Here is a 4,014-nt window from a genome sequence, read left to right as displayed (position 1 = left end):
TCGCCCAGCCCGAGGCCGAGCACGATGACCAGCAGCGCGCCGCGCAGCACCCACCAGACGATGCGCAGGGTGCTGACGCCGGCGGCACGCATGACCGTCAGCTCGGAGCTGGAAGCCAGCGTGCCCAGGCCCACCAGGGCGCCGATCAGCGCCGACATGGGCAGGATTTCGTAGACATGGCTGGGCAGGATCAGCACCACGTGCTGGAAAGCCTGCCAGGCGCCGTAGTTGCCCTTGACGTTGTCGAGCTCGCCGATGAACGAGAACACCAGATCGAGCCCGAGCAGCAGCAGCTGGACCATGAGCATGGCCGCCAGCACCGTCACGCTGACGTGTCGCGACAGCCGGGTCATGCCCTCGCCCTCCGGAACGGACGCCCGTAGAGCAGGAACAGCCCCAGCGAGAGATAGATCAGGTGCACGCCCCAGAAGGCGTAGTCGGACAGCTCGGACTTCTCCACCCCGTTCTTCACCGCCACCAGCAGCACGACATAGCTGATGTAGAGCACGATGGCCGGCAGCAGCTTGAGGTAGCGCCCCTGGCGCGGGTTGACCCGTGACAGCGGCAGCGCCAGCAGCGACACCACCGGCACCAGGCAGATCACCGACCAGCGCCAACCCCACTCGGCCGCGGCCTTGGGCTCGCCGGCCGCGCGCGCGCGCAGCTCCGGCGTCGGTACCGCCTTGATGGTGCTGACCTCGCGCTCGCCGGCATCCGCCTGCGGCATGCGCATGCGGTAGCTGTCGAAGCGCACGCGCTGGAAGTCGGCTTCGCCCGGCCGCACCTCCCAGCGCTCGCCGTTGCGCAGCTCGATGGCCGCGCCGCCCAGGCGCGGGTCGGTCACGCGCAGCCCCTCGTCGGCCTGCAGGATGATCTGGCGTTCGCCGCGGCCATCCTTGTCCTTGGCCGACTCGAGGATCAGCACGTCGCGCAGCAGCGTGCGGTCATCGCTGAGGTCGGCGTAGAGCATGCGGTCACCGACGCGCTGGAAGCGGCCGGGCTGGATGAGATCGAAGGCCGAGCGCTCCTTCTGCTCGGCGGAAATGCGGTCGGCCTCGGCATAGCCATAGGGTGTCCACCACACCGCCAGTCCCGCGGTCATGACCGTGATCAGCGCCACTGTCGGCGTCAGCCAGCGGATATGCTGGCCCGGGCCGATGCCGGCCGCCGACAGCACCGCCATTTCGTTGTCGAGATAGAGACGGCCCAGCACCAGCAGCAGGCCCATGAACAGGCCCAGCGGCAGGATCAGCTCCAGGAAGCCCGGCAGGCGGTACCACAGCACCACGGTGACCAGATTGACCGCGATCTTGCCGCTGGCGGCATTGTCGAAGAACTGGATCAGGCGGCCGCTCATCAGGATGACGGTCAGCAGGCCCGCGACCGCCAGGGTCGTGAACAGGACCTGGGAGCCGATGTAACGACGGATGATCAACGCTTGCGCCCCTAAGGTTTCTAGCCGGGAGCCCGCCACACATGCCACGACTCAGGCACGGAACGAAACAGATCGGGATCCCGCGATGGCAAAAGGCCGGATGACCAGTAAACTAGCCGCAGATTATCAAACATCCACCCGGCTTTGTCTGCCACACGCTGTCTGTCTGACACGCGCCAGGCGACGAGCCGCTGACAACCGAGGCAAGGCATGGATCTGGCAACCGCAGTCGTCGCACCCGCAGCACTGGCACAAGACAAGCACCCCGCCCTGATCGTGGCCGTACAGGGCAAGACCCTGGCCCCCGGCGCCGCCGCGCTCGACGCCGCCAGCGAAGGCGCGCTTTCCCGCGCGCTGGCCGGCGCCGGCTTCGACGGCAAACCGGGCCAGACCCTGCCGCTGTACGCCCTGCCCGGCATCAAGGCGCAGCTGGTGCTGGTGGTCGGTGCCGGCGACGCCGCCGAAATCGGCCTGCAGACCTGGCACAAGCTGGTCGTGGCCGCCGTGAAGGCCCTGCCCGGCAAGATCGGCAAGGCGCTGTCGACACTGGCCGAACTGCCGGTCGCCGGCCGCGATGCCGCAGAGCGCGTCAGCGACCACGCCCGCTTCGCCCAGGAAGCGGTCTACCGCTTCGACGAATACAAGTCCCGCAAGCCGGCCAGCGGCGACCTGCTGGAGAAGCTGACCATCGCCGTCGCCGACAGGGCCGGCCTGAAGGCCGCGAAGGATGCCCTGCTCTGGGGCCAGTGCATCGCCGCCGGCCAGAGCTTCGCCCGCGACCTCGGCAACCAGCCGGGCAACATCGCCTATCCGGGCTATCTCGCCGAAATGGCGAAGGCGATCGGGGAAGATGGCACGGTCAAGGTCGACGTCATGGGCGAAGAGGCGCTGCGCAAGCTCGGCATGCACTGCCTGCTGTCGGTGTCCGCCGGTTCGCAGCACGAAGCCCAGCTGGTGACCCTGAACTACCAGGGCGGCAAGGCCAAGGACGCCCCGGTGGTGCTGGTCGGCAAGGGCATCACCTTCGACACCGGCGGCATCAGCCTGAAGCCGGGCGCCGGCATGGACGAAATGAAGTTCGACATGTGCGGCGCCGCCTCGGTGCTCGGTGTCATGGCCGCCATCAAGCTGGCCAAGCTGAAGCTGAACGTGATCGGTGTCATCGCCTGTGCCGAGAACATGCCCTCGGGCACCGCCACGCGTCCGGGCGACATCGTCAAGACCCTGTCCGGCCAGACCGTGGAGATCCTCAATACCGACGCCGAAGGTCGCCTGGTGCTGTGCGACGCGCTGACCTATGTCGAGCGCTTCAAGCCGGCCGTGGTGGTGGACATCGCCACCCTCACCGGCGCCTGCGTGGTGGCGCTGGGCAAGGTCGCCTCCGGCCTGTTCACCCCGAGCGACGACATCGCCGAGGAGCTGCTGGCCGCCGGCCAGCGCGTGGACGACCGCGCCTGGCGCCTGCCGGTCTGGGACGACTACCAGGAGCTGCTGGACTCGCCGTTCGCCGACATCGCCAACATCGGCGGGCCGACCGCGGGCTCGATCACCGCGGCCTGCTACCTGGCGCGCTTCACCAAGGCCTATCCGTGGGCGCACCTGGACATCGCCGGCACGGCCTGGCTGAGCGGCGCCCAGAAGGGCTCCACCGGCCGTCCGGTGCCGCTGCTGCTGGAGTTCCTGCGCGCCCGCGCGGCGGCCTGAGGCAGACAGCGTGGAGATCACCTTCTACGTGCTGGCCGCTGACGCCCCGCTGTCGGCCCGCCTGAACACGGCCTGCCGGCTGGTCGACAAGGCCTGGCAGCAGAACCGCAAGGTCCTGGTGCAGGCCGGCGGCCGCGCCGAGGCCGAAGCAGTGGACGAGCTGCTGTGGTCCTTCCGCGCCGAGTCTTTCATTCCCCACCACCTGGTCGGCGACGGACCCACGCCGCCGCCGCCGGTGCGCATCGGCTGGGAGGACAGCCTGCCGGGCGACAGCCGCGACATCCTGATCAACCTCGGCGCCGGCATTCCCGCCGGCTTCGAGCGCTTCCAGCGCGTGATCGAGATCGTCGCCGGCACCGATGCCGAGCGGGAACAGGCCCGCGATCACTGGCGGGAATACCGCCGGCTCGGCTATGCGGTGCAGGCGCACGAGCTGAAAGGCTAGTCAACCGCCACTGGCAAAGCCCTCCAGACTGTCGAGCACATGGCGCCAGGTCGGCGGGATGGGCAGCTGTCCGGGGGCGGGAAGCACGGAGAATGCGAGCCTGCCGTTGTCATTCGGATTCGCGCTGCCGCTCACCTCGCGCACGATCAGGCGCGCACCGGAGGCGAAGATCTCCGCCGCCCTGACATAGGCATCGTTCAGGGTGGCCGGATACGGCACCGGCCCGAGCGCGATGACAAACGGGATGTCATGGGCGCCATCAGGCGTCACCACGCGCAGGCTGGCTGGCACGTTCATGGCCGGTGTCGGCCCGGTCGCCCCCGGAACGCAGAAATCCTTGTTCAGCGCAGGATACGGACTGCTCGAATTGGCTAGCGCATCCGCGCACTCGGCGCTGCTGCTGGCATAGATGGCATTGCTCATGTCCGCG

General features: G+C 68.6%; 5 protein-coding genes. 2 read left to right on the top strand and 3 right to left on the bottom strand.

The genetic code is table 11. The features are described from left to right. On the bottom strand, positions 1-353 hold a 353-nt coding region (locus tag C5O18_RS07225; protein WP_146089264.1), incomplete at its 3' end, for an LptF/LptG family permease. Further along, positions 350-1,435 carry an LPS export ABC transporter permease LptF gene (gene lptF, locus C5O18_RS07220; protein ID WP_158249295.1) on the bottom strand — a complete coding sequence of 362 codons (1,086 nt, stop codon included), beginning with the start codon at positions 1,433-1,435 and terminating at the stop codon, positions 350-352. The genes C5O18_RS07225 and lptF, both read right to left, overlap by 4 nt. Positions 1,436-1,645: 210 nt before the next feature. On the opposite strand from lptF, the gene C5O18_RS07215 reads away from it, so the two are divergent. Both C5O18_RS07215 and C5O18_RS07210 read left to right on the top strand, forming a co-directional pair. Next, complete coding sequence (locus C5O18_RS07215) at positions 1,646-3,139, top strand: leucyl aminopeptidase (protein WP_105192758.1); 1,494 nt, start codon at positions 1,646-1,648, stop codon at positions 3,137-3,139. 10 nt (positions 3,140-3,149) lie between these two features. Continuing rightward, a complete protein-coding gene (locus tag C5O18_RS07210; protein ID WP_105192756.1) occupies positions 3,150-3,584 on the top strand; it encodes a DNA polymerase III subunit chi in 435 nt (144 codons plus the stop codon). On the opposite strand, the gene C5O18_RS07205 is transcribed toward C5O18_RS07210, so the two are convergent. After that, positions 3,585-4,007: a hypothetical protein gene (locus C5O18_RS07205; protein WP_146089263.1), complete on the bottom strand. Its 423-nt coding sequence runs from the start codon at positions 4,005-4,007 to the stop codon at positions 3,585-3,587. Positions 4,008-4,014: the final 7 nt, after the last annotated feature.

Source organism: Amnimonas aquatica (genome assembly GCF_002943415.1).
In the GTDB taxonomy this organism is placed as follows: Bacteria; Pseudomonadota; Gammaproteobacteria; order Pseudomonadales; family Moraxellaceae; genus Perlucidibaca; species Perlucidibaca aquatica_A.
The sequence above is the reverse complement of the archived record's forward strand: the minus strand, read 5'-3'. Positions and strand labels throughout refer to the sequence as shown.

Excerpts from the sequence above, each read along its gene's own strand:
- C5O18_RS07205 (WP_146089263.1), bottom strand. The coding sequence starts at position 4,007 with ATGAGCAATGCCATCTATGCCAGCAGCAGCGCCGAGTGCGCGGATGCG.
- C5O18_RS07215 (WP_105192758.1), top strand. The coding sequence starts at position 1,646 with ATGGATCTGGCAACCGCAGTCGTCGCACCCGCAGCACTGGCACAAGAC.